This is a genomic window from Pseudorhodoplanes sinuspersici, from assembly GCF_002119765.1.
Classification (GTDB): Bacteria; Pseudomonadota; Alphaproteobacteria; order Rhizobiales; family Xanthobacteraceae; genus Pseudorhodoplanes; species Pseudorhodoplanes sinuspersici.
Genome location: NZ_CP021112.1, coordinates 2,559,261 through 2,584,995, shown reverse-complemented (window position 1 = coordinate 2,584,995; position 25,735 = coordinate 2,559,261). Strand labels below are relative to the sequence as shown.

Genomic DNA, 25,735 nt, shown 5'->3' with positions numbered 1-25,735 from the left:
ATGTCCAGATCACTCGGCCGGAACGATACCGCGCTTCGGCGCGGTCCTGATGTGGGTGGCGTAGAGCGTCAGCCCGGTAAAGGCGAGGCCGCCAACCAGATTGCCGACCACCGTCGGGATCTCGTTCCAGAACAGATAGTCGAACCACGTGAAGTGACCTCCCAGCAGCAGACCCGACGGGAACAGGAACATGTTCACGATCGAGTGCTCAAAGGTCATATAGAAGAACAACATGATCGGCATCCACATGGCGAGCACCTTGCCGGGCACCGTGGTGGAGATCATCGCACCGACCACGCCGGCCGAGACCATCCAGTTGCAGAGCATGCCTCGAACGAACAGTGTCAGCATGCCGGCGGCACCGTGCGCGGCATAGCCCACGGTGCGGCTTTCGCCGATGTGGCCGAGCGCAACGCCAACCTTATCGGGCGGCGACGAGAATCCGAAGGTGGTGACGATTGCCGCCATCACCGCAACCGTGAAGGCGCCGCCGAAATTACCGATAAAGACGAGACCCCAGTTGCGGAGCACACCGTTGAGCGTCACGCCCGGGCGCCCATCGATCAGGGCCAGCGGGCACAGGACAAACACCCCGGTCAGGAGGTCGAAGCCGAAAAGATAGAGCATACTGAAACCGACCGGGAACAGGACCGCTCCGAGAAGCGGCTGCCCCGTATTCACGTTGATCGTGATCGCGAACCAGGCGGCCAACGCAAGGATGGCGCCGGCCATATAGGCGCGGATGATCGTGTCGCGCGTCGACATGAAGATTTTGGATTCGCCGGCGTCCACCATCTTGGTGACAAATTCCGACGGAGCGAGATAGGCCATTGAAGGGTCCCCCTGATTTCCTGGGCGATTGAAGCGAGGTTTGTTTTTGTTACAGAGCGGCTGCGACGCTCATGTCGAGATAGATGCGGCCGTTCTCCAATTTGACCGGAAAGCTGCGGGCGCACCCCTTGTCGGCGCCGGTCGCTTCGCCATCTTCAAGATTGATGATCCAGTTATGCAGCGGGCAAGCGACCTTCCGGCCATGCACGATGCCGTCGGCGAGCGGACCGCCCTTGTGCGGACAGCGGTTCTCGAGCGCGAACACCTCATCGCTCGCGGTACGGAAGATCGCGATCTCGCGGCGCGGGGTTTTCACCGTGCGGGCGCCGCGCGGCGGGATCGCGTTGAGGGGGCCAACGTCGAACCAGAAGTCCTTTTCCTGTTTCATCATGGCACTCATTCGGCAGCGACGGCGGTGATCGGCGCGAGAGCGGCGAGCGGCGTGAACTCGTGCAACTCGCGGCCCGCGGCGCGTTCGGCCCACGGGTCGCGCCGAACGGCCAATTGCGATTTCTGGAAGCGTTCAAGCAGCGCCTTGCGGCCGTCGTGGTCATCCATGATCTCGGTGCGGACCCGGTCGAGGCCATACTTCTCGACCCACTTCCAGACGCGCTCGAGATAGGCGGCCTGCTCGCGATAGAGCTGCATGAAGGCCGCAACATATTCGATCGCATCCTCCTCTGTGTCGACATGGCCAAGGAGATCGGTGCCGCGGACATGCAGGCCCGCAGCACCTGCGATGTGGATATCGTAGCCTGACTCCACGCAGATGATGCCGATGTCCTTCACGGTGGCTTCCGCACAGTTGCGTGGACAGCCGGAGACGCCGAGCTTCAACTTGGCCGGCGTCCAGGAACCGCAGAGGAAGCGTTCGAGCTTGATGCCGAGGCCGGTGGAATCTTGCGTGCCAAAGCGGCACCACTCACTGCCGACGCAAGTTTTTACTGTGCGCAAGCCCTTGGCGTAGGCAGCACCGGACATAAGGCCCGCGGCGTTGAGCTGCGCCCATGCTGCGGGAAGATCGGATTTCTTGAAGCCGAGCAAATCAATGCGCTGGCCACCGGTCACCTTCACGGTCTTGATGTTGAAGCGCTCCGCCACATCGGCGATAGCGCGCAACTCGTCGGGCGTCGTGACCCCGCCCCACATCCGCGGAACGATGGAGAAAGTGCCGTCCTTCTGGATGTTGGCGTGGACGCGTTCGTTGATGTAGCGCGACTGCGCGTCGTCGCGGTATTCACCGGGCCATGCGCAGAGGAGATAGTAATTCATCGCCGGCCGGCAGGTCGGGCAGCCGCAGGAGGTCTTCCAGCCGAGTTCCTGCATGACCGCGGGAACCGACTTTAGCGACTTTGAGATGATGAAGCCGCGCACCTCTTCGTGCGTGAGGTCGGTGCACTTGCACATCGCCTTGCGCCCGGCGGCGGAATAACTGTCGCCGAGTGTGAACTTGAGGATGGATTCGACCTTCGAGGTGCACTGGCCGCAGGAGGATGACGCCTTGGTCTGGGCGCGGACGTCATCAATGGTCGTCAGGCCCTTGGTAATGATCGCCTGGCTGATCGCGCCCTTGCAAACGCCGTTGCAGCCGCAGATTTCCGCATCTTCCGACAGTGCTGCGATTGCGGCCGCTGGGTCCATCGGCACCCCGCCCTGGTAGGCCTGGCCGAAGATCAGCGTGTCGCGCATCTCGGCGATGTCTGCGCCCTTCTTGAGCAGATCGAAATACCAGGAGCCGTCGGCCGTATCACCATAGAGCACCGCGCCGATGATCTTGTTGTCGCGCAGGATGACACGTTTGTAGATGCCGCGGCGTGGATCGCGCAGCACGACTTCGTCATTCTCGTTGCCCTCGGAGAAATCGCCCGCGGAGAAGAGGTCGACGCCGGTCACTTTCAACTTGGTCGAGGTAGCAGACCCGGTGTAGCCGCTGACCTGTTCGCCGGCGAGGCTGGCGGCGAGCGTCTTTGCCATTTCATAGAGCGGCGCAACCAGACCATAGCACTGGCCACGATGCTCGACGCATTCACCGACGGCGAAAATGTTCTCATCACTGGTCCTGAGCAGATCATCGACGATAACGCCGCGCTTGACCTCCAGTCCCGCTTCCTTCGCCAGCGCGATGTTTGGGCGAATGCCGACGGCCATGACGACGAGATCGGCCGATAGCGTGCGGCCGTCTTCAAGCCGCACACCGGTCACGTGAGTGTCACCCAGAATGGCGTTGGTGTTGGCGCTGGTCAGAACTTCGATTCCGCGTTTTTCAATCGCTTTCTGGAGAAGATAGGCCGCATTGGGATCGAGCTGACGCTCCATCAGCGTCGGCATGAGATGAACGACGGTTGTCCTCATTCCGTTGGCTGCGAGGCCCGCCGCCGCTTCGAGGCCGAGAAGACCACCGCCGATCACCACCGCATTGCCGCCGCCAGAAGCAGCGGCGAGCATCGCGTTCACATCATCAAGATCACGAAACGTGACGACACCGGGAAGCTCGGCCCCGGGAACAGGGATGAGAATCGGCCTGGAGCCAGTCGCGATGATGAGATCGTCGTAGCGCTCGACGATACCGGAATGGGTACGCACGTTCCGGGCCGCGCGATCGATGGCGACGACGGTCTCACCTTTACGCAAGTCGACGTTGTGCTTGGCGTACCACGCGTCGTCATGGACGACGATGTCGTCGAACTTCTTTTCACCCGCCAGCACGGGTGAAAGCATGATCCGGTCGTAATTGACGCGAGGTTCGGCACCAAAGATGGTCACGTCATAGCGATCGGGCGCGCGCGCAAAGAGTTCCTCCAGCACGCGACCGGCTGCCATGCCGTTGCCGAGAACAAGCAGTTTCCGTCTGCGCGATACGTCGTCCTGGCTCATGCGTCACCCTGCGTTCCAACCGCACACCCAATCGGAAACAGGAATGAGCCATCGAGGCATGGCTGACGACAGACTGCACCAAGCGCCCTGAACTGGATCGCTTAACCTATTCCTGCGCTTCAGCCAGCGTTGGCTTCAGCACCCCGGTGGGTGGCAGTCGTCATTGACTGGTCAGCTTGTAAGCAATCGATGTGCCAATAAGCAGCGCGCTGGGAGGAGCTGAATTCGCTCAAGATTTTGAACGCTGATTGCCCGTGGCGATCCATTCATCTGCTAAAAATCTGCCCATTTGCACATTTTGGTGGCATACAGATGCTTGTATCGACGAAACCGTCTCTCAGATATTTCGAGCCGCACTGTTTCAAACCACGCCATTTCGTCTGGGGCGATGGATGTCAAACCGCCCTCAACTCGTCTGCTGGCTCCTGCCTCTCTTGGGCCACAGCAACGTCACGACGGGGCGCACTGGCGCTGCCGACACTCCGGGCGAGCACCGTTACGATGGTATCGATCAAGGTGCATTGGGACGTAGCAGCGCGAGAAATCCGACGCCATCAGCTCGAGCGCCGCACGAACACCTGTTCGTTGCCCGGCTTGATACGCGACGATCGCGTGACGGCATAACGCGACGTCAGGCCGCCGCCATGCTTCTTCCGCGATCGAGAGAAGCGATGGCTTCATCGACCGTCTGCACATCGCCGAAGATCGAATAAAAGGTCGCCAGAGAGGCGTTATGCTCGGCATCGCTATAGGTCGCGAGCGCATCGGCAACCATCGTCACCTTGAAATTTAGCATCATCGCGTCACGCGCCGAGCTTTCGCAGCAGATATTGGTCGCAGTCCCACCTATAAGTAGCGTATCGATGCCGCTCTGCCGCAAGCACGACACGATATTCGATGATCCCTCAATGAAGGCACTGAAACGGCTTTTGGCGATCTGACTGTCTTCCGGCCGCACCTCAAGCTCTGGCCACAGGCTGTGCCCCTCATGCGCAACGTCCATGGTCGCGTAGCGCAGATCGCGATTTTGCGGCGTCATGAGACAATCGTGCATTACGCTCCAGTTTTCGCGGGTGCCGTTGGTGGCGTTTTTGACCCACACCACATGCCCGCCTCGGGTGCGCAGCGCCGCAGCCATGCGGTTCACGTTCGGCACAATCTCTCGCGCCTCAGGCACCTCCCCCATAAAACCCGGCTTCATAAAATAGTTTTGCATATCGATGACGACGAACGCCGTCTTTGCCGGATCGATAACATCGAAAGGATGCGGCCGCCCGGCCCGTTTCGTCACACGCTCTATCAGTTCAGGCGGCATCGACAATTTGTGCATCGGCCTCTTCTCCATTTTAAGAAGTGATGTTCAGCGTTAACCTGATTTGGTCCTCTGGCGCGTCGCCCTCTTGATGAAACGTACGGCGATTGCATCGATTCTGGTCAGGAGAACTTACAACCTGTGAGCAAAACACCCGATTTGATAAATAGCTCAAACATCCCGTAGCATGGCCGCGGCCGATCCGAGCTTGAGGTCTGCGATGCACCTTTCCCGTCCCCATCCAAAGCGTACAGCCGAATTTCGGTATACTAAATACAAAAATCGTATCGAAGACACTCTCACGTTACGCAAGTTTCGCCTGGAAATCAGCATCAAAAATCATCGCGAAATTGCATCATCTTTGTGCAAAGGAAGCAGGCCGACGGAACTGCTCCATCACCAAAAATACCCGAAAATTGGCAATTTTCTGCGATTTCCAAACCCGCTTTTGGAAACACGCTGCACTGCAGCAGACGGGCGCGTTGGCATCGAAATTGAATGAGAGAGCCCAACGTTTTCGACGGCGAGAGCCTCAGCAGGCGTTGACCAATCTTAGTATACAATATTCAATGCATGCGTCGATTCAGAGGGGGAAGGGACAACGATATGGTCTATCGCATCATCCGATTGCTCGGTGCAGCATTCTTCATCACCGCATTCAGTTGGCAAGCCGTTGCGGCGGAGCGCATCAAAATCAAGCTCGCCGAGGTCATACGATCGCAGCTCTACATTCCGATGTATGTCGCCCTGTCGAAAGGCTTTGCCGCAGCGGAAGGACTCGACATCGAACTCGTGACGGCCAATGGCGGCGACCGTGCCGGCGCTTTGATTCTGTCCGGCCAGGCCGATTTTGGACTCGCCGGCCCGGAAGTACCGATCTACATCTACAACAGCGAATCCACTGACAAGCCGCTTATCTTTTGCGCGCTCACGGCGACCGACGGGTTCTTCCTGGCGTCACGCACAAAGCTCGACAAATTCGATTGGTCGATGCTCAACGGCAAGAAGATCATTGGCTGGCGGCCTGGCAGCACCCCTGGCCTCTACCTCAACTATACGCTGAAGCAGCACGGCGTCGATGCCGCAACCATCGGCAATGTCGTGACGAATATCGGTATTCCGGCGCGCGACGGAGCATGGATTTCGGGCACCGGGGATTTTGGCATCTTCATGGAGCCGAACCTCAGCAAGCTGGAGAAGGCCGGTCAGGCGCACATGATCACTTCCATCGGGAAGGAAGTCGGGAGAGCGGACTATACGGTGTTCTTTGCGAAGCGCAGCTGGATTGAAAAGAACCCGGCGGCTGCACAAAAATGGACGAACGCGATCGCAAAGGCGCAGGCTTGGGTCGCAACCGCGAGCGAAAAGGATATCGCCGAAGCCATCGCGCCCTATTTTCCTGGGCTCAGCCTGGATGACAACATCGCGGTCGTAAGCCGATATCGGAGTGCCGGGGTGCCGATCTGGGCCTCCAGCACGTCTGTCGATGAGGGCGGCCTGGCCAAGGCGCAGGAAATCATGATCATGGGCGGCGTCCTGCCGGCCGACAAGAAAGTCCCTTACGAGAAAATCGTCACCACCACATTTTCCGGCGCGGCCGAAAAAAAGAGCGCTAGCAAATGAGGTCCTTATGATCGAAACATCTCAGCCGGCGGGGACAGCGCTCCCCGCCGTGACGATCCGCGACGTCACACTCAACTACTTCTCGCCCGAGCGCGAAACGCTCGCCCTTTCCAATATATCGCTGGACATCGCACAGGGGGAATTCGTCGCAATTGTTGGGTCATCGGGATGCGGCAAGAGCACGTTGCTCTCGCTCATCTCCGGACTCATGCGGCCGTCACGTGGCGTCATTCAAATCAACGGCAAAGAGGTTACCGCGCCCTCTCCCCGCGCCGGCTACATGTTCCAAAAGGACACGCTGCTCGAATGGCGGACCGTGCTCGACAACGTTTTGTTGGGCCCGGAACTCCTGGGTCTTGATCGGCAAGCGTCGCGCGGCCGTGCAGAAGATCTGCTAACCCGCTATGGCCTTGGTGAGTTCATGCACAGTCTCCCAGGTCAACTTTCAGGCGGCATGCGTCAGCGCGCGGCTCTCGCACGAACGCTGTGTCCAGATCCCGAACTGCTGCTGCTCGACGAACCGTTCTCCGCCCTCGACTACCAGACGCGGCTCGCGCTTTCGGATGAGATCGCCGCAATTCTGGCCAATGAAAGGAAAACCGTGGTCCTCGTAACGCATGACATCGGCGAAGCCATCAGCATGGCCGATCGAGTCATCGTCATGAGCCGACGCCCCGGTCGCATCAAATCAATTCATGATGTGGCCTATCCGAGCTTCGGGCCAAGTCGTCCAACGCCCTTCCAAGCGCGCAAGTGCCAAGAATTTGGCATGTATTTCCAGACGATATGGGACGAACTTGACGCCCATCACATGCAATAGGAGCGCCGCATGACGACTGAAGCAATGACGGCACCTGCCGCATCGACTGCGCCGGTTTCTGCCGCGCCAAGCGCGGCCTATGAGGCATATCTACGTGGTCTGCGCCGTCGGGCGCTCACCATCCAGGCATGGCAAATCGGGCTGATCATGTTTTTTCTTATTGTATGGGAGATCGCCCCGCGCGCTGGGTGGATCAATCCGATGCTGACGAGCTATCCGTCTGCCGTCGCGAAAACGCTCATGGTCATGTTGCAGGACGGAAGCCTCGTGCTCCATACATGGACGACCTTCAGCGAAACCGTGATCGGATTCAGTGGCGGGATGGTAATTGGTTTGGTCTGCGCCGTGGCGCTGTGGTCCTCACCGTTCCTTCACCGTGTGCTCGACCCGTTCATCGTCGTGCTCAATGCCATGCCGAAAATCGCGCTGGTGCCGATTTTCTATATCTGGCTTGGCGACGTGGCTTCCATCTACGCCATGGCCATCGCTGTGAGCGTTTTTGTCACCATCATCATGCTCTATACCGGTTTCAACGCCATTGATCCGGACAAGATCAAGCTGGTTCAATTGTTCGGTGCATCGAAATGGCAGATCCTTCGTAAGATCGTGCTTCCAGCCAGTGTGCCGAGCATGATTTCGACTCTCAAAGTCAATGTCGGGCTCGCATTGGTGGGCGTGGTCGTTGGGGAGTTTCAGGCGGCGAAAGCCGGGCTCGGTTATCTCATTACCTATGGAAGCCAGATCTTCCAGATGAATCTTGTCATGACCTCGATCGTTATCTTGGCTGCCATCTCATCCGTGCTGTTCATCGCCATTCAGGCGCTTGAGACGATCGTGCTTCGGCGCAGCGGGTCACCCCGCTCTGCCGACTGATCCGATGGCAATATCATTGCTGGACCGCGATGACCTTGGATCGAATCGATCCAAGGTCATAAGCGCGTCGCTTCCAATGCCACCCGGGCACGACCTCGCCCTAAAGTCGCTTGGCGTTTCCGATGCTATGGTCTGGTGGTCCGACTCTAACATTCGCATCCCTTCTCGGCAGGCTCTTTTGCGAATGTTAGAAGCAAAGGACCACTAGCAAGTATTAGATTCTAGTGGAGCTTTGGGTTTGACATTCGCTTGGCGAGCCTGCGGCCAGGTGGGTAGCGAATGTCAAATCCGCTTCACTAGCGGCCCGCCGCATAGCCCTGCATTCCGCGTGGATTGGCGGCCGCGCGGCGAAACGGATCGACGCGCGCAGCGGCGGTCAGCCGGCCTTCCGACCAGGCCGGTCCAATCTCGACCTCGTGACCTCGCTTGCGCAATTCCTTGATCGTGGCATCCGGCACGCGGCTCTCGATCACCAGTACGCCTGGCCGTGCCGTGCGCGGCCAGAATGAGATCGGAAAGTGCTCGGAGTGCCAGGCCGGCGCATCCATCGCCTCCTGCAGATTCATTCCGGCGTGGACATGCCGCAGAAAATACTGCGCAATCCATTGATCCTGCTGGTCACCGCCCGGCGAGCCCCAAGCGAGATAAGGCTTGCCGCCGCGCAACGCGATGGTCGGCGACAATGTCGTGCGCGGCCGCTTGCCGGGCGCAAGCGAAGCGGGATGATTGTCTTCGAGCCAGAACATCTGCGCGCGTGTCCCCATCCCAAAGCCCAACTCCGGAATGACCGGAGAAGACTGTAGCCAGCCTCCCGAAGGGGTCGCCGCGACCATGTTGCCCGCATGATCGACGATATCGAAATGCACCGTATCCCCGCGAACTTCGCCCAGGCGGCCGACCGTCGGCTCGCCCGAACCCAGGGCTCCAACGGCGCTGCGTTGTCCCTCCTCACGGCGCAGCGCCAGTACGGCGCCGAATCCTTCGACCGAGCCAGGCCGCAATTCCAGCGACGCGTTCTCTCCGACGAGGCGGCGCCGCTCGTCATTGTAAGCGTCAGACAACAACGTCTGCATCGGCACGTCGACAAAGGCGGGATCGCCATAGAATTTTTCCCGGTCCGCATAAGCCAGTTTGGCGCATTCAATCTGTAAGTGAATGAAATCGGGCCCGACGGGGTCGAGACCGGTGAGATCAAAGCCCTTGAGCAATGCAAGTTGCTGCAGCATCACTGGCCCCTGGCTCCAGGGGCCGGCCTTACAGACAGTGTAGCCGTGATAATCGTAGGTCAGTGGCGCTTCGACATGTGCCTGCCAGCGCGCCATATCCTCGCCAGTCAGGACGCCACGATGCGGCGAACCGGACACATCCATCACAGACTGGGTGCGGAAAAACCGGTCGACCGCTTCGGCGACAAAGCCCTGCGACCATACTCTGCGTGCACGCTCGATCTGCGCAATGCGATCACCTCCCGCTTTCTCCGCCTCCTGGAGAATACGCGTGTAGGTTCCGGCAAGGGCCGGGTTGGCGAACAGCGATCCGGTCGTCGGTACATTTCCTCCCGGCAGATAGACCGCCGCTGAAGTCGGCCAGTAGGTCCGGAACAGATCGGCGACGGTCGCAATGGTCGCATTGGCGCGCTCAAGCAATGGATGACCATTTTGCGCATAGGCGATCGCCGGCGACAGCACATCCGCAAGCGATAAAGTGCCGTAGTCACGCAACAGCAACATCCAGGCGTCAAACGTTCCGGGCACACAGGCGGCGAGCAGACCTGTGCCTGGCACGATGTCGAGCCCCTGGGCACGATAATGAGCAATCGTCGCCCTCGCCGGCGCCGGTCCCTGGCCGCAGATGACTTCGGTCTTGCCGCGTCTGACGTCGTGGACAAGGATCGGAACATCCCCGCCTGGCCCATTGAGATGCGGCTCCACAACCTGCAGCGTGAAGGCGGTGGCGACACCGGCGTCGAATGCATTGCCGCCTTTCTCAAGGATGGCCATGCCGACCGCGGTGGCAATCCAGTGTGTCGAGGCGACCACGCCGAACGTGCCCTCGATTTCGGGTCGCGTCGTGAAGGTATCAGGGTTGATCTTGGGAATCTGCGCGATCTTCATCAGAGGTCATTTCGTTGAAAGGCGCGCCGAAAAAGCAACGCCTTGCGTCAATCACGCGGCCGCCGATTGTGCATGCTGGAAGGTGAATCCTTCCGTGTAGATATGATCGATGGCCGCACCTCGCGTGATGAAAGTTTGCTTGGCGTCAAAGATCATCGCGGGCGATCCGCAAAGATAAATGGCATAGTCCGACAGATCGTCGAGATCACCCGCCACCGCGTCCTGCACGTAACCGCGACACCCTTGCCAGGATCTATCCGGCCGCGACAGCACCGGAACATAACGAAATTCATAGAGCCGCTCACCCCATGCCTGAATCTCGTCATGCAGATAAAGATCGGAGGCGCTGCGCGCGCCCCAATAGAGGCTGACAGGCGGACAGTCGGGATTGTCCATGAGCGCTTCCAAGATCGCCTTGATCGGCGCGAGCCCGGTTCCTGTCGCCACCATAAGAAGCGGCCGATCGTCTCGCGCATGGAAAACGAAAGTACCGTGTGGAAACTCCACGTCGAGGCGGTCGCCGGCACGCATATACGGCAGCTTCCCTTCGGTGAACGCGCCTCCATCGATCCTGCGCACGTGGAAGTCAACAAACGTGTCTTTCGGGGCGGAAGCCATCGAGAAGCTGCGTGTGCTTCCGTCCGGAAGCAACACATTCATGTATTGTCCCGGCAAATAGGTCAGCACATCGTTTTCTGGTATTTCAAGCACCAGACGGCTCACATCGGTACCGAGCTGTTGTATGTCGCTGATGATCGCCGTGTGACGCGCCGGCTCCACGACCACATCGGCAAGCGCTGCGGCGCTGATGACGAGATCGCTCGTCGGCATCGCCTGGCAGGCAAGCGCATAGCCCTCGCTCTCCTCCTCCGGCGTCAAGGCGAAGGGAGGCTCGTTGTAGATGACACGGCCTTCGATCAACTTGATGCGGCAGGTCCCGCAACCGCCCAGCGTGCAGTCATGCGCCAGATTCACATTGGCCCGCTGGGCCGCAGCGAGGATCGACTCATCGGGATTTACGGCGAACATTTCCTGCGTTTGCAACACTTGCACCCGGTAGGACATGAGACCTCCGCGCGTCACTTCTTGATGTCGGCTTGGACCAGAACACGGCGTTTTTCCGGCGCCAGCAACTCGTGCAGCGCCTGAAGAGCGGCGACGCCGCACAGCGTGTCTTGCTCACCATTGCCGCCACTCAGACCAACACCACCGATCACTTCGTCATCCACGACAATAGGATAGCCACCAACGAATACGGCGAACTTGCCCTCAAAGCTCCACTGAATGCCGAAGGCTTCGTTGCCGGGCAGCGCCGGTCCATTGGGCATCTGATTGAACAGATGGGTTGAACGCTTGTGGCCAGCGGCGGTGAAGGCCTTGTTCCAGGCAATCTGCGGTCCGGTGATACGCGCGCCATCCATGCGCTCGAGCGCCAGAGGGTAGCCGCCCTCGTCCACGATGCATACCGTCTCCAGCACGCCGATCTCTGCCGATTTCCGAAGTGCCGCCGCAACCATATGACGGGCTTCCTTCAGTTCCAGCTTAAACGAATTTCTCATAAGGTCTTTCCTGGGTTGGATTAGAGACAGATAGCCAGCCGCAGAAATCCGGAAGGAACGGACGCTGCAGCGTGTTTGGCATCAACAACCGCGATAGACGGTTTTGATCTGGGTGTAGAATTCCAGGCCCGTTCGCCCGGATTCGCGAAATGTGGATGTGCTCGACCGCTTGAGACCGCCAAATGGCGCATTGATCAGATTGCCGGTGGTCGTGCGATTGATCTTCACCGTTCCCGATTCAATGTCCCGTGCAAAGTCGTGCATGTAGCGCGGATTGCGCGTCGCAATCGCAGCCGAGAGACCATATTCGCTATCGTTGGCTTTCGTGATCGCATCGGCATAGCTCGTAACCTCGATAATCGCGATCACCGGACCGAAAATTTCCTCGCGAGCGATCCGCATATCCTGCGTCACATCGGTGAAAATGGCTGGCGACAGGTAATAGCCGCGATCGTAAGCAGGGCCGGTAAGGCGCTCGCCACCGCACAGCAAGGTCGCCTCACGTTTACCAATCTCGACATAGCGCAGCACAGTTTCCAGTTGCCTCGCAGTCGCGAGCGGACCGATATCCATGCCAGCAACGAGGCCACACCCGATCTTAAGAGACTTGACCTTGGCAACGAGTTTCGCCGTGAATTCTTCTTTGACCTGTTTCATGGCCAGAACACGGCTGGTGCCGGTACACGCCTGGCCGCTCAACGACAGTCCGCCCTTGATCGTCAGGTCCACCGCCTTGTCGAGATCGGCATCCTCCATCACGATCAGCGGATTCTTCCCGCCGAGTTCCATCTGTGTGCGTGTGGTGAAAGCGACCGAGCGGTGAATTTTCTCTCCGGCCGCCGTCGAGCCCGTGAATGACACCGCGCGAATGACAGCCGGCTCGGTGATGGCAGGACCGACTTCTGCCGCCGAGCCTGTAATGAAATTGAGCACGCCCTTGGGAATTCCGGCGGCGACGAACGCTTCCATGAGACGATAGCCACTCAATGGCGCATCCGAAGACGGCTTGAAAACCACAGTGTTGCCCGCGATGAGAGCAGGAGCGATTTTGCGCGCCGGGATGGACACAGGAAAGTTCCACGGCGTAATCACCGTGACGACTCCCAGCGGCTCTCGCTGCGAATAGACCACCATATCGGAATCGTCGTTCGGAAAGGTCTCACCGGTGAAGGATTGCCCCTCCACCGCATAGAAGCGCAATGTCTGCGCCGAACGCAGAATCTCGTCTTTGCTCAGATTGAGGGCCTTGCCTTCCTCGCGGGTTAATTCCTCTGCAAACTGATCGACATGGTTTTCGAGATAATCGGCAGCGCGATTGAGGACTTTGGCGCGTGCCGAAATCGACGTCTTCTTCCAGTCGTTAAAGGCGAGCGAAGCCGCGAGGACGGCCGCTTCGGCGTCAGCGGCCGAAGAGGCCGGGAAACGGCCGACGACGTCGGACGTATCTGCGGGATTGATGTCGTCGAATTGCGAACCGCTCCGGCTCGCAATCCATTTCCCGTCGATATAGTTGTGGTATTCTTCAATCGTCTGCGTGCGTTGTTCAGCAGCACGCTTCATCGATATCGAAGCTTCGGCCATAAGGTTATCGCCTTTCCTTAATTCCAGAAGAGCACAGCGCAGACCGTCGATACGACAAGGCCCGCCAATACCGGCAGCGTCAGCGCCCGGACTGCATCGAGCACCGGCACGCGTGCAAAGCCTGCAACCGCGATGAGGGACGACCACGCCATGAGCGTGCCGCCGCCGGTCCAGATCGCGCCCATCTGGCCGATGGCGCACAAGGTCGTAATGTTGAACCCGACGGTCGGCCCTAACGCACCTGAAAGCGCCCCGGTGAGCGGCAGCCCGGAAAATCCGGACCCGTCAATGCCGGTCACCATACCGACGATCAGGACGCCGAAGGCGACAAAGACATGATTGTTGGGGATCAACGCTTGCCCGGACTGAACAAGATCGAACAGCAGTGACGGGGCTTGACCGGTTGGTACATTGAGAATGGAGGCGGCGAGATCACCACCGGCACCCGTGAAGAAAAAGCCCGCAATCGGCAGGACCGAACCCATAGCCCTAAAGGCAAAGACGAAACCGGCCGTCACATGCTCGGCAGCAACCTCAAGCGACCTCCATGGGCCATCGGCGGCGAATGTCGCGCAGATCATCAAGATCGCCGCCATTCCCCCAACCAATGCCGCGGCGTCGCCACCCTTCAGGTCGGGCAGACCGGTTCCCAGCTTAGGCAGCACCATGACCGCGATCACGGATGCGAAAGCAAGAGGGGTCGCGATGGCAAACAGTTTGGACCAGCCAATACGCCGCAGCTCGACCGCCGATAGTTCCTTGCAAAGCTGTACACCATCCGTCAGCGAGCCGTCGTAGCCTGTCCCTCGCGCGATCTCCGCCTTGTCAAAACTTCCGGCAGCTTCGAACCGCGCGAGATCGCCATTACCCGATTGCGCCTGCCAACTTTCCAACAGCGATTCGCTGGGTTTCTGGATAAGCTTCCGAATGGAAAAATAGGCGAGCGTCAACGCAATGCCGCCCGTGATCAGCGACAAGACCAGCGCACGGTCAGCTACTGCGGCGGCACTAATGGCTTCCCCGGCGGCCTTGGCACTAATTCCCGGAGCAACACCGATCACATAATCGGACGACAGGGCCATCCCCTGTCCTGCAATCGCAATGGCCATTGCGCCTGCAAGCGGCGGAAGTCCGGCGACGATCGCCGCTGGCAACAGCACGGCCGCCACCAGTGGCACCGCCGGCGTCGGCCAGAAGAACAACGATATGACATAGGTGACAGCCGCCAGAACGAAGAACGCCGTATGCCCATTTTTTATGATCGCGCGGAACGGCTCGATCATACGGACATCCGAGCGGAGCGTCTTCAGCGCATTCAGCAGCGCTGTGACCAGAGCGATCACCAGAAAAATATTGAACAGTTCCTTGGCCGCGACAAAGCTCGCATTGAAGATACTACCAAAGGCGCTCACCGGATTGTGTGTCCAGGCAAGCGCAACAAGAAACGTCGCCACGATGGATGGCACAACGACGTTGGCCCGTAAAATCATTGTCAGCACGATGGCCGCGACGCCCGCCAAGTAAACCCAATGCGCGGCAGTGATTGTGATGTGTTGTCCCATTAGCCACCCCCTCAACGTCTAATTGGAATAAGTTTTGTATACTGTCATCCGACATTCAAGCCAATAATGTAAGCTAAAAGCTCATTTTTATGCATTGACCATCAAATAAAACGGTATACAATGTACAAAAAGACCGTGATAGGCTTTCTTCAAACCCAAGCTGGAGCACAGCAATGCCCAAATTGATGAATCACGTTGAACTTCGAAGCGCCCTTGAAAACGCCATCAAGGGCAAGAGCGCCAACAAGGCGCCCTTCAGCATCGCTTGGGCCAGCGGCAAACTCAGCCGCGCACATCTCGCACGCTGGGCCGAAAATCACTTCCACTATGTCGGCCCGTTCGCGGAGTATCTGGCATACATCTACGCCCGAATGCCCGATCGATATACCGAAGCGAAAGATTTTCTGCTGGCCAATATGTACGAGGAGGAGATCGGCGGCGATCGTCACACCGATCTGCTCATCCGCTTTGCCAAAGCCTGCGGAACGACCGAGGAACGCGTCAAGGATCCGGACAACATGACCGCCACGACTCGCGGCCTGCAGAGCTGGTGCTATACGGTTGCGATGCGTGAAGACCCCATCGTCGCCGTAGCGGGCTTAGTTGTCGGTCTGGAATCGCAAGTCCCTTCCATCTATCGCAAGCAAACACCGACGCTGCGCGAGAAGTACAAATTCACCGATGAGGAAGTCGAATTCTTCGATCTGCACATCGTCTCCGACGAAATTCACGGAGAGCGTGGCTATCAGATCGTCCTCGAACACGCCAATACGGTCGAGCTGCAGCAGCGGTGTCTCAAGATTTGCGAGATCGGCGCCCAGATGCGGCTGCTCTACACCACCGCCCTCTATTACGATTATGTGGCAAAGGACATCCCGCTGTCGGAGCTTGATCTCGTTGAGAAGAAGGTGCCGCAAGCCGAACGCGAATTGCTGCAGGCGTGACGAGGTGCCCAAAGTTGTTCTTCACCGAGACGGTCAGGTCTATCAGGACGAGGTCAAGGACAATACCAACCTCGTCGTGAGGGCGGGTATTAAGCAGTTTCCCTATCCCAACCTGCGTTACGGATGTGGAATGGGGAAATGCGCCAAGTGCGCATGCCGTATCCTCAAAGGTGGCGAACATCTTCCTGCGCCCAACTGGAAGGAGAAAAAGCAGTTGGGCGCCGTCAGGCTTGAGCAGGGTTACCGCCTGATCTGCCAGCTTTGGCTCAATCATGACATCGAGCTCGCCCAAGACCTGCAGCCGCTTGAGCCGGCGGCGCCCGCATCAGCGTGAACGTTTGCGTGCGCGATCATGCGCAATGGTGTTCTGGCGAGGAATGAGGACGGAAGGATTTCCAATGTACGTGATTCTGACCAGTAAACCCGGACAGTTTCGAACCGAGTTGGTCGACGGCCTGCGTCCGCTCGAGGCTTATGATTATCTGTTCTACGGCCACAAGAAAGCATACTTCGTGATCGCGGAATTGCTCAAGGACACCAAGATCAGGGTGATCGAGGAAGAATCCGAGATCGTCAACGACGTGCCATCGAAGTTTCTCGAGAAATTCGAAAGTCCCGAGCAGGCGCTCACCGAACTGAACCATTTGACAAGCTTTGGCACCATGGAAACGGCGCTGCGCAAGGCTGCCATCATCCAACGTTGACCGATCCTGGTGGACAACATCGTGATCCGGATCACCTTCCTCACCAACAATAGCATGTTGGTCAGCGCACCCGGAAATAGCAATCTGCTCAGGGTCTCTTTGCGCGAAAAAGGCGGCATCCCGTTCAAATGCGGCGGCGGGCTTTGCGGCACCTGCAAGTGCAGGATCGAGAAGGGTCTCGAGCATACCGACACGGTCAAGGCCAAGGAACGCAAGCACTTGACCGAGGAGCAGATCAAGGAGGGCTATCGCATGGCCTGCCAGACCTTCGTCAACGGCGATGTGAGCGTATCCTGGTGAGCCCAGATGCTTCGGCGACGCCGATATAATCCCAAGCGGCATCATTCGACTCTGACCATGACATCCATTGCTCGCAGTCCCGCGGACCATCCGGTCTGGCGTAGCGGGGCATCACGCCAATTTGAGATCAGGAATGCTACTAGGGGTTACGTTCGAGGAATTGCTTTGGCTTACGGCCGCAATCATCGCAGCAGGCATGGCGACTGGGATTCTCGCCGGCTTGTTCGGGATCGGCGGCGGGGCTGTTATCATCCCAGTACTCTACGAGGCATTCCGGTTTCTCGACGTGCCTGAGGACGTCCGTATGCAATTGTGCATCGGGACCTCGCTCGCCATCATCGTTCCGACGACCATACGCTCCTATCTTGCGCACCAGGCCTCTGGATTGGTGATTGAACGAGTCATGCGGCTGTGGAGCGTACCCGCCGTCGTGGGCGTAGCTATCGGCGCGACGGCCGCAGCCTTCGCGCCGGGAGCCATATTCAAGGTAATCTTTTCGTTTATCGCATGCCTGATCGCCGTGCGACTCCTGTTCGGAAATGAAAAGTGGCGCATTGCCGATGACCTTCCGGGCCGGGCGGCTATGACTGCATATGGTTTCGTTGTGGGTCTGCTCTCATCGCTGATGGGTGTCAGCGGCGGGTCGATGGCAACCGTGATCCTCACGCTCTATGGCAAGTCAATCCACAGTGCGATCGCGACATCGGCTGGGCTTGGCGTTCCAATCACTCTCGCTGGGACCATTGGATACATGCTGGCCGGCCTGCCGCATCAAGGCTCGCTACCGATCTTCTCCGTTGGTTTTGTCTCGCTGATCGGCTTCGGAATCATGGCGCCGATCTCGGGTTTCGTTGCGTCTTACGGAGCGCATTTGGCACACCGCATACCCCGGCGTGGGCTGGAAATTGCTTTTGGCCTGTTCCTGCTCATCGCGTCGGCACGCTTCCTCGTCAGCGCATTGTCCTAAGGCGAAGGCACCTGATCCCGCCGCCATACGGGATCAGGTGGAGCGATTTGGCGCAAAAATTGCGGAAAATCCACGCAAATCGTTGTAGCAACGAAGAAATTTCCACACGTAAGGATGAAGGGTGGCCCCGGCTGACTGTAGACTGTATACGGTGCCGGTCGCCAGATTCGCCTTTGGCTGAAACGCGCTCTGGTCAAAGTTGCGCCAGCCGGACATGCGCGTTGGCAGAATCTGCTTACGGGTCCACATCATGCCGATCAAATACGGAAGTTCGAAGCAGCGATTGGGCGATGATCATCCGCCTTTGCATGGCCGGGTCATCGAAGAGCTCCGTCTTGCCATCCTGTCCGGCCAGTTGAAACCGGGCGAGCGGCTGGTCGAGGGACGACTGGCGGAAGAGATGGGCGTATCTCGCAATCCCGTGCGCGAGGCCATTCGTGCCCTTTCATCTGAGGGGCTGGTGGAAGTGACCGCGCGCCGGGGGCCACTGTCATGGCCATGACAGACCAGGAGGCTCGCGAGACGGTCGAGGTGCGGGCGTTGTTGGAAGGGCAGAACGCCAGGCTTGCCGCGCGCCGCCAGGACAAGCAGATCATTAAACGTATCGAGGCCGTTCTGAATAAGGGAACGGCGGCAGTCGCGGCCAAGAGATTTGACCAACTTGCCGATCTCAATCGGCAGTTCCATCACGAACTGGCGGCGGCGGGACAGAACAAGGTGCTAGGCGAATTACTGACCAAATTGCGCCAGCGAACCGCCATGCTGTTCTCGCCTACCGATCCCGCCCGCCAAGCCCGCGCTTGGGACGAGCACGCCGCGATCCTGCGCGCCATCATTGTCGGCGATGAACGCGCCGCCGCAACGCTGGCGGCTGAACACGTCATCCGCGCGGGCACCGATTTTCTGGTCGGCATTGATACCTACGGCGAAGATCCTTCCGCCGAGACCAGTCGCAAGCCTGCTCTACGAATCAAACGGGGAAAGCGCATCGTTCGAGAGCGTTAGCGTGTCTTCTCACTACAAACATCCGCCGCACAGTCAGCTAATGCGCAAAATCCGGATGTGAAAAAGCGCCAGCTCATGTCAGATCGCTTGCTGGCGGGGATTTTCCGCTCGCCAGGATGATCTGAAGAGCCGCTTTGAGCTCATCCCGTGACAGCCCGCCCGGCATGCGGAAATCGACCGCTGGCATGATTGCGTCATCGAGACAGTCGGCATCCAGATGGATGAAGAAACCGTCCAGCTCTGCCCGCGTCAGGTGGTCAACTGCCGCATGGGCACCGCTTTCCACGCCCAGGCTGCGCACAGCGTAGAGATCGAAGGCCCGGAGCTGTGGAGGCAAGGACTGGCTGCCGTAAGCGGCCTGGTCTTCGTGGTCGCGATACGCAAACGCGACGGCATCCTCTGTCCGCACCAGCGGACGGCGACCTTCCAGATTTGTCAGCAGTGCCGGCCCGTAACCGGTGACGAAGGCCAGCTCCATGGATGCGCCCTCAGCATTTGGTTCGGCCTCCGGCGGAAGAAGTCAGCGTGGCCGTCGATGAAGAACAGGACATAGCGACCACGCCGCAGCAGCGCGAGCATCGAGCCTAGGAGGATCGTGCAGTCGCCGCCCAACACCACCGGAAACTCTGCCGCATTCAATATCTCCTCTACAGCATCGGCGAGTTCGGACAACTAGGTTGTGATCGCCTTAGCGTTCAGGGTGCAGGTTTCGGGATCGGGCGTTCGATCCTTCGGCGGCACAGCCAGCCGCCCAGCGCGGCGCGCGAGAATATGCTCAGCAAGGCCCAACGCGAGCAGCCGATCGGGCAAGCCCTCCACACCGTCAGCCGCAAGACCCAGCGTGGAAGGCGCTTCGATGATTGCATAGGGACGTGTTAGCATCGAAGGCTCCAGCCGCTACGGGTTGGAACGTGCGCGATGTCGGAACGGTTCCTCGCCAGCGAACCGACCGGAGTTATCTGTCAGCGCTGCGGGACACTTGCCCTTCAGATCGGGTCACCTAAAGGTCTACGGGGGGCCTCCCAACCCGTGGTTTACATTGCTCAAGTGCTTCCGCGATCCGCGCCATGAGCACAATTTGCACGTGCCGTCATCAGCATAGTTTGTCCGATGGCACTTCAATTGTCCCAACCTGCTCTGTCCGCGTAGTCGCGTCCAGATCTTTGGCCGCGCATATTGGTTCAAGCGATACGGCCGTCCCAGCCTCTGACCGCTCGGCCATTTGTGCCTCGGCTCCGATCAACGCCATGCTGTAATGGCAAACGTCGCTGGTGTCGCACCTCCCCGCTCCCGCTTGTATATTGCCAAGAGCCAAAGACGGAAGAAGACCTAATCCTCCTGACCGCGCGGTGGAATCAGCTTGCAACTGTGCCGCATCGCTGGGCGGTTGAATAGGACGAGTTTCTGCAGGCCGACCTTGAGAAAGAAGAGCTGCTGTCGTCGCGTTCGAATTCTCGGTCACGACACCTTGGCCGGCAATTTTACTTTCCGCGGGGCTGTTATTGGCCGCACCAAGCGGCCCATTATTCATGATCAAAAAAGCAAATACGCCCACAATTGCTGTTAGACAGCCAACGTGTCCCCAGGTTACCCGCGGCACAGGACATTTGTTTTCAGTCGCTGAAGTCCGTGTCGGACATTTCGTACTCATGGGGACGCCTCCGTTTTGTGGTCGCCCCTAAGACTAACCCTATGCCGACATAGCCGCTGTGAAGCAGCTCACATTGGACGAAAATTTGCAGATAAGGCCGCCGTAGCCGACTGAATACGGCAGGAAACGGAGGCCGGTGCGACCGGTTTGCACGCAAAGGCGTCAAGGCCGATCCCCGAACGCGGATAGCCCACGGCGCTTTTTCCGTCGTTTTGTGGTAGTCTGTGCGGATTGAGTCAGCAGGCCAGCTCTCATGAACCGTTTGAACGAGTGGCTCGGGTCGATCGGCCTTTCGGAATATCTTCCGCTCTTTCAGGAGCACGCAATCGATCTTTCGGTACTCCCCGATCTGTCTGAAGCCGACCTGAAGGACATCGGTATCCCGCTTGGGCATCGTCGCAAGCTGTTGCGGGCAATCACTGAATTGACCAGCACGGCGGGAGTCGAGCCGTCGCGGGGCACCGAAAAAACACGGGACGCCGCTGAACGGCGTCAACTTACGGTATTGTTCTGCGACATGGTCGGTTCCACGGCGCTTTCAGTCCGGCTCGATCCCGAAGATTTGCGCACGATCATCAGCCGTCACCATTCGGAAATCACACAGGTCGTTCGGGATCACAACGGCATTGTCGCGCGCTACATGGGCGACGGCGTGCTTGCGTATTTTGGCTATCCGGAAGCGCATGAGGATGATGCCGAACAGGCCGTTCGCGCAGCTCTCAAACTGATCGAAGCGGTTTCTGGTCTTGAGTTCGAAAGCGGAATTGGTTTGCAAGTCCGCGTCGGAATCGCCACTGGAACGGTGGTTGTCGGTGACCTTCTGATCGCCGGCAGCGATCAAGAACAAGGCGTCGTTGGTGAAACCCCCAATCTCGCCGCACGCCTTCAGACGATCGCTGCGCCAAGCACAGTGGTCATCTGTCCGAACACACGGCGTCTGACCGAAGGCCAGTTCGAATACCGGGAAATCGGCCCATCGACCGTTAAAGGATGGTCACAGCCGCTGCGCGCCTGGCGCGTTGTGCGCCCAATCGAAACTGAGAGCCGCTTCGAAGCGCAACACCCCGCAGCGCTCTCGCCTCTGATCGGCCGTGAAGAAGAAATCGAGCTGCTCATGCGGCGCTGGCGAAGCGCGGCACAAGGTGAAGGCCGCGTCTTTGTACTGACTGGCGAACCGGGAATTGGAAAATCGCATATCGCTCTTGCGTTGCAAGAACGACTAAAGTCCGAACCTCACGTTGCCTTCCGGTATTATTGTTCAGCCCACCATACCAACAGCGTTCTTTTTCCTTTTATTAGTCAGATTGAGCGTGCGGCGCGCTTCGAACGCGGCGATTCACCCGTCGAAAAATTCGAAAAGCTGAAGACATTCGTCGCAGCGTCGGACCCCAAAAGCGCCGAAACACTGGCGACATTGGCGAGCCTTCTATCGTTGCCACCGAACGTGGGCTACTCGCCATCGGAGCTCAATCCGCAGAAGCATAAGGAAAAGACCCTCGCCTCGATCATGGAAATTCTTGAGCGCCAAGCCGCCGAACAACCACTTCTGTTATTGTTTGAGGATGTCCACTGGATTGATCCGACCTCTCTCGAGCTGCTGACCATCTTGGTCGAACATGTCAGCCATTTGCGGGCACTGGTCCTGATCACAGCCCGACCCGAATTCATTCCGCCGTGGCCCAGCCACGCACATGTGACAACCACACCGCTCACACGCCTTAGCAAGAGCAGCGGTATCGCCCTCATACAGCAGGTGGCAGCGGGAAAGGTGCTTCCCGACACGGTCGTCAATGAAATTCTGGCGCGCACCGACGGCGTCCCTCTGTTTGTCGAGGAACTGACCAAGACGATTCTGGAAAGCCGGCTGCTGCATGAGCACGATGACCATTATGAGCTCGATCATCCGTTACCGACAATGGCCATCCCAACCACGTTGCAAGCTTCACTGACGGCTCGCCTCGACCGCCTCGCACCGGTTAGGGAAATTGCGCAGATCGGAGCTGTTGTTGGCCGGCAATTTTCCTACGAGCTTCTGATGGCCGTTGCCGATTTGCCAAAGGATCGGCTTGATGCCGCGCTGGGGCAGCTTGTCAGCTCGGAACTGGTCTTTTGTCGTGGCGAAATGCCCCAGTCGGTTTTCACGTTCAAGCACGCCCTTGTGCGCGATGCCGCCTACGAGAGCCTCTTGAAGAGCCGCCGGATTCAGCTTCACGCTGCAATTGCGGACACATTTGAACGCCGCTTTCCCGAAATCGTCGAGGCTCAGCCGGAGACGCTGGCCCATCATCTTACTGAAGCGACACTCGTCGACCGGGCCCGTGACTACTGGCTCGCGGCCGGAAAAAAAGCGGCCATGCGATCCGCCAATCTCGAGGCAATCGCTCACCTTCAACGCGGCCTCGCTACATTCCCTCGCGTTCCGAATAGCCCCGAAAAGATCAGGCAAGAGCTCGATTTCAGGTTAGCCCTGGGACCTTGTCTGATCGCAACGCAGGGGCCGGCTTCAACCGCGGCCGTCGAGACCTTCATCCGCTCTCGAGATCTGTGCGAACAACTGGGCGATCCACCGGAATATCTCCAGGTCATGTTTTGGCTCACCACCGCGAGCGTCATACGTGGAGAATTGCCGCTTGCACGCGAAACAATCAGCGTGCTGCTAGAGCGTGCGCACAAGAGGGACGACAAGCCAGCGCTTCTCAACGCGACGCGCGGGCAAGCCATGATCCTGCTATTCCTAGGACAGTTGACGGAAGCCAGCACAGTCATCGAACACGCACTGGACGCCTTCAATACCAGCAGCGACGAGGTGCGACTGGCCGCTCGCGCTGCAGGACAGGATGCCGGTGTCGCCGACATGGCGCTGATGTCGTGGTGCTTATGGCTTCTCGGATCGGTCGACACCGCTGTCGCCCGTGTCTCCGAGGCGATCGCGCGGGCGGAAACTATTGGGCACTCCCATTCGCTCGCCTATGCCTGCTATTACGCCTCGGTTTTGCACGCTCTGCGTGGAGAATCCTCCATTGCGCTTGCGCATGCGGAGCGCTGTCTTGCATTGTCAGAAGAGCACGGATTTCGCCAATGGCGTGGGCTTTCCCGGGCTGTTCGCGGCATCAGCATGACAAAGCTAGACCCAGATTCCAAAACCGCCGAAGAGGTCGTCCCAGCGCTGCAGGAGTACAAAACATCGGGGTATCAGCTTGGCATCACCGCTCTCTATGTGTTGCTCGCTGACACCTACCTTTCCCAGAGGAAAATGGAGCATGCCAGGGAAATTATCGAAAAGGGGCTTGCAGTAGTTCAAGACAATTCCGAGCGTCTTTTTGAACCCGAGTTGTTGCGGCTGAAAGCGCAGGTCGCATTTGGATATGGCGCCGCCGATGCGATAGACAAGTCAACTTCTCTGCTGAAAAGCGCACTTGCTATTGCAAACAAACAGCGCGCTATATCGCTCGCGCTGCGTTTGGCTACGGATTTGGCAGCTATCGAGATAACACGCGGTGATTTTCAGGCCTGCCGCGAAACCATCGTACCAATCTATGAACGCTTCACTGAAGGTCATGACACTTTGGATCTGAAACGAGCTAAGTCGCTTCTGGACGCCGGCAGCTAAATCACGACACCCCTGGATCAACTCGATCCAAAGCCACAGTTGATCGGTTCTACACGTTAGACCTTGATGTCGCCCGAAAGACGTTGCCTCTGCCTCCTTTCGGCATCCGCTCTAGGAATAGTTCTTCAAAGCCTCGCCCGCTGCGTGATAGCCGCGATCCCAGCCGTTATCCAGATTGGCATGACTCCAGTCGAAGTTGATATTGGCATCAACCTTGATCTCGATGATTCTGCCGTGCCATTTCCCTTCTTCTCGTACGTGATGCTTGAAAAGCTTGATATCGTCCTCGCCGACCGTCGCCGCAAACAACATGCACAGATTACCTAATGCTTCAGTGAGGTTTTTCGGAGCCTTGACCTGGGTAGCATCGACAATTCTACTAACCCAGATTTCATCCAGATCCTTGTTGTCCTCGAGCAACCGCCAGAAATTGACCGTATCGATCAACGCCCCTTCGCAATAGGTATCGCCGTCGATATCCACCGTTCCTTCAACAAACGGCAAGGCAGAACAAGCGCATAACGTCTGGGCTGTTATTGGCCTGTAACCATCCCCTGGATGATTTGAAAACAGCTCAAGCTTTTGCTTGCTCAGATTCCACGCATTGTGAAAAATGAAAGGCTTGTCCTTCTCGGAAAGGCACCGAAAATCAATCGCGTTCAGAAAGCTGCTTCCCGGATAATAGATACGAGACAAACCGTCGACGTTGGAGAGGTACATCATCGATGTCCAGAAGCGGACAAATGGATTGACCGCCATGACGTGATTGAGAATCCAATTATTTGCGTCGCCCTCATTCCACTTTGATCGATCATCGAGAAAATTAAGCGTTTCCTGTGCGGATTTCATGACTTTGTCAGGCAGCCAAAGATTTTGATAGCTCCTTGGGTCTAAGAAGAACTCCATTGCCGCCTTTCCGATCGTACCCCAATCGGGACCAAAGACCGTGTTGATCGGAAAGCGTGAATACGAAACGTCGTCGCGGAAGACGCCGTTCCGGAAAAACTCATATGTACGATCGGCCTGATGGCCCTTCTCGAATTGGTTATAAACAATTCCGACCCAAGCACCGATGCAGGATAGCGCCCAAACATCGAAATTGATGTTCGCCTCTTCCAATCTTTTCAAAGCACCAATATGAAGACCGGCTGCAGGACCGCCGCCGGCAAGCGTGATTGCCCGTTTCATTGCCATTCTCCGAAGCGACAGACTGGGAAACGACTTGCAGACAGAACAATTCACTCGCCATTAAACGCAATGATAGTGCAAGTTCCGGGGACTTGTCGAATACTCCAATTGTCGATCGCGGCTGAATTACCGAACGCATTAGACCAGCGTGTCGGATAGCCTCTGTGAGCCGCATCACATTTGAAGGAAAAACTTGCCCACGACGCCCACCCCAGGA

Annotated in this window: 22 protein-coding genes and 1 pseudogene; 12 read left to right on the top strand and 11 right to left on the bottom strand. The window is 58.1% G+C overall.

Translation table 11 applies throughout. From position 1 onward, the window contains the following. Window positions 1-9: 9 nt before the first annotated feature. The 4 genes from CAK95_RS12525 to CAK95_RS12510 form a co-directional block, all read right to left on the bottom strand. Entirely contained in the window at window positions 10-831 is an 822-nt protein-coding gene (locus tag CAK95_RS12525; protein WP_086088213.1) for a formate/nitrite transporter family protein, read from the bottom strand. 49 nt (window positions 832-880) lie between these two features. After that, entirely contained in the window at window positions 881-1,222 is a 342-nt protein-coding gene (gene nirD / locus CAK95_RS12520) for a nitrite reductase small subunit NirD (protein WP_245303736.1), read from the bottom strand. Window positions 1,223-1,227: 5 nt separating this feature from the next. After that, window positions 1,228-3,705 carry a nitrite reductase large subunit NirB gene (gene nirB / locus CAK95_RS12515; protein ID WP_086088212.1) on the bottom strand — a complete coding sequence of 826 codons (2,478 nt, stop codon included), beginning with the start codon at window positions 3,703-3,705 and terminating at the stop codon, window positions 1,228-1,230. A 631-nt stretch (window positions 3,706-4,336) separates the two neighbouring features. Further along, entirely contained in the window at window positions 4,337-5,035 is a 699-nt protein-coding gene (locus CAK95_RS12510; RefSeq protein WP_157699607.1) for an isochorismatase family protein, read from the bottom strand. Window positions 5,036-5,237: 202 nt separating this feature from the next. Here CAK95_RS12510 and CAK95_RS29185 point away from each other — a divergent pair, with 202 nt between their 5' ends. From CAK95_RS29185 to CAK95_RS12495, 4 genes are all read left to right on the top strand, one after another. Beyond that, window positions 5,238-5,519, top strand: a complete 282-nt coding sequence (locus CAK95_RS29185) for a hypothetical protein (RefSeq protein ID WP_147413653.1) — start codon at window positions 5,238-5,240, stop codon at window positions 5,517-5,519. 104 nt (window positions 5,520-5,623) lie between these two features. Next, complete coding sequence (locus CAK95_RS12505) at window positions 5,624-6,640, top strand: ABC transporter substrate-binding protein (RefSeq protein WP_157699606.1); 1,017 nt, start codon at window positions 5,624-5,626, stop codon at window positions 6,638-6,640. A 7-nt stretch (window positions 6,641-6,647) separates the two neighbouring features. Further along, entirely contained in the window at window positions 6,648-7,460 is an 813-nt protein-coding gene (locus CAK95_RS12500) for an ABC transporter ATP-binding protein (protein WP_086088209.1), read from the top strand. A gap of 9 nt (window positions 7,461-7,469) precedes the next feature. After that, window positions 7,470-8,333, top strand: coding sequence for an ABC transporter permease (locus tag CAK95_RS12495; protein WP_245303735.1), 864 nt, complete (start codon window positions 7,470-7,472; stop codon window positions 8,331-8,333). Window positions 8,334-8,629: 296 nt separating this feature from the next. Here the strand turns inward: CAK95_RS12495 and CAK95_RS12490 are convergent, their stop codons facing one another. The 5 genes from CAK95_RS12490 to CAK95_RS12470 form a co-directional block, all read right to left on the bottom strand. Beyond that, window positions 8,630-10,447, bottom strand: coding sequence for a gamma-glutamyltransferase family protein (locus CAK95_RS12490; protein ID WP_086088208.1), 1,818 nt, complete (start codon window positions 10,445-10,447; stop codon window positions 8,630-8,632). A gap of 51 nt (window positions 10,448-10,498) precedes the next feature. After that, complete coding sequence (locus tag CAK95_RS12485; RefSeq protein ID WP_086091378.1) at window positions 10,499-11,512, bottom strand: 2Fe-2S iron-sulfur cluster-binding protein; 1,014 nt, start codon at window positions 11,510-11,512, stop codon at window positions 10,499-10,501. 14 nt (window positions 11,513-11,526) lie between these two features. Then, the gene (locus tag CAK95_RS12480; protein WP_086088207.1) at window positions 11,527-12,006 is read right to left on the bottom strand and encodes a GlcG/HbpS family heme-binding protein; all 480 of its coding nucleotides are present in this window, start codon (window positions 12,004-12,006) and stop codon (window positions 11,527-11,529) included. Window positions 12,007-12,087: 81 nt separating this feature from the next. Then, entirely contained in the window at window positions 12,088-13,587 is a 1,500-nt protein-coding gene (locus CAK95_RS12475; RefSeq protein ID WP_198343839.1) for an aldehyde dehydrogenase family protein, read from the bottom strand. 17 nt (window positions 13,588-13,604) lie between these two features. Beyond that, entirely contained in the window at window positions 13,605-15,149 is a 1,545-nt protein-coding gene (locus CAK95_RS12470) for a hypothetical protein (protein WP_086088206.1), read from the bottom strand. Window positions 15,150-15,322: 173 nt separating this feature from the next. Here CAK95_RS12470 and CAK95_RS12465 point away from each other — a divergent pair, with 173 nt between their 5' ends. The 7 genes from CAK95_RS12465 to CAK95_RS12435 all read left to right on the top strand — a co-directional run bounded on the left by CAK95_RS12465 (window position 15,323) and on the right by CAK95_RS12435 (window position 19,069). After that, on the top strand, window positions 15,323-16,093 hold the full coding sequence (locus CAK95_RS12465) for an iron-containing redox enzyme family protein (protein ID WP_086088205.1): 771 nt from the start codon (window positions 15,323-15,325) through the stop codon (window positions 16,091-16,093). 4 nt (window positions 16,094-16,097) lie between these two features. Continuing rightward, window positions 16,098-16,427, top strand: a complete 330-nt coding sequence (locus CAK95_RS12460) for a 2Fe-2S iron-sulfur cluster-binding protein (protein ID WP_086088204.1) — start codon at window positions 16,098-16,100, stop codon at window positions 16,425-16,427. Between the two features lie 64 nt (window positions 16,428-16,491). Beyond that, entirely contained in the window at window positions 16,492-16,797 is a 306-nt protein-coding gene (locus tag CAK95_RS12455; RefSeq protein ID WP_086088203.1) for a ferredoxin, read from the top strand. A gap of 21 nt (window positions 16,798-16,818) precedes the next feature. Continuing rightward, window positions 16,819-17,097: a 2Fe-2S iron-sulfur cluster-binding protein gene (locus CAK95_RS12450; protein WP_198343838.1), complete on the top strand. Its 279-nt coding sequence runs from the start codon at window positions 16,819-16,821 to the stop codon at window positions 17,095-17,097. 133 nt (window positions 17,098-17,230) lie between these two features. Continuing rightward, window positions 17,231-18,064: a sulfite exporter TauE/SafE family protein gene (locus CAK95_RS12445; RefSeq protein WP_086088202.1), complete on the top strand. Its 834-nt coding sequence runs from the start codon at window positions 17,231-17,233 to the stop codon at window positions 18,062-18,064. A gap of 250 nt (window positions 18,065-18,314) precedes the next feature. After that, on the top strand, window positions 18,315-18,566 hold the full coding sequence (locus CAK95_RS29625; RefSeq protein ID WP_198343837.1) for a GntR family transcriptional regulator: 252 nt from the start codon (window positions 18,315-18,317) through the stop codon (window positions 18,564-18,566). Further along, window positions 18,557-19,069, top strand: a complete 513-nt coding sequence (locus tag CAK95_RS12435) for a GntR family transcriptional regulator (RefSeq protein WP_198343836.1) — start codon at window positions 18,557-18,559, stop codon at window positions 19,067-19,069. Before CAK95_RS29625 ends, CAK95_RS12435 begins: the two co-directional genes overlap by 10 nt. Before the next feature lie 97 nt (window positions 19,070-19,166). On the opposite strand, the pseudogene CAK95_RS30300 reads toward CAK95_RS12435, so the two are convergent. Beyond that, a pseudogene (locus CAK95_RS30300) lies at window positions 19,167-19,951 on the bottom strand (arginase family protein); the annotation flags it as partial. A 1,022-nt stretch (window positions 19,952-20,973) separates the two neighbouring features. Here CAK95_RS30300 and CAK95_RS12425 point away from each other — a divergent pair. After that, entirely contained in the window at window positions 20,974-24,330 is a 3,357-nt protein-coding gene (locus CAK95_RS12425; protein WP_086088200.1) for an adenylate/guanylate cyclase domain-containing protein, read from the top strand. Window positions 24,331-24,441: 111 nt separating this feature from the next. Here CAK95_RS12425 and CAK95_RS12420 read toward each other — a convergent pair whose 3' ends face one another. After that, window positions 24,442-25,518 carry a patatin-like phospholipase family protein gene (locus CAK95_RS12420; protein WP_086088199.1) on the bottom strand — a complete coding sequence of 359 codons (1,077 nt, stop codon included), beginning with the start codon at window positions 25,516-25,518 and terminating at the stop codon, window positions 24,442-24,444. Window positions 25,519-25,735 lie beyond the last annotated feature (217 nt).